1 protein-coding gene is annotated in these 451 nt (G+C 54.1%); it reads left to right on the top strand.

Features of this window, described 5'->3' with window-relative positions:
• Positions 1–247: 247 nt before the first annotated feature.
• Positions 248–451, top strand: a 204-nt coding sequence (locus tag GFJ41_RS21120) for a hypothetical protein (protein ID WP_206001613.1), incomplete at its 3' end; no start/stop codon positions are given.

The following is a 451-nucleotide window of genomic DNA, read 5'->3' as shown; positions in this document are numbered from 1 at the left end:
CAGAAATCCATCACAGTAGCAATAATATAATAATAAAATCCATCATATGTAAACGAAATCCCTATAGATCCATAACCACCAGCTACGAAAACGACACTCGCTACTAAACAAAACGAATCACAAAATCCCAAACCGCTCTACACAGCCACATCCAGACAAGTAGCAACCGCGACCTCAAGCCCTGAGCGCAGATCCGAAGGCCAGAGAGGCGACGGCGGCGACGAGGGCGGAGACGAACGAGGGGGAGATGGATGCGGCGGGGGAGGCTGGGCTGGGAGCCGGAGACTCCTGGGCGGCGCCGATGGCGGAGAGGACGGCGAAGAGGACCGCCATGAGAGCGACGACGGAGGATGCCTTTGAGACTGCCATTGTGGAAAAGGTTTCGAGCTCTCTGTTCTTTCGGGAATCTAGGGTTTTCGAAGACGCAGAGAGACCGGAAGCACAAAGTGTA

Source organism: Paraclostridium dentum, from assembly GCF_012922555.1.
Lineage (GTDB): Bacteria > Bacillota > Clostridia > Peptostreptococcales > Peptostreptococcaceae > Paraclostridium > Paraclostridium dentum.
The sequence above is the reverse complement of the archived record's forward strand: the minus strand, read 5'-3'. Positions and strand labels throughout refer to the sequence as shown.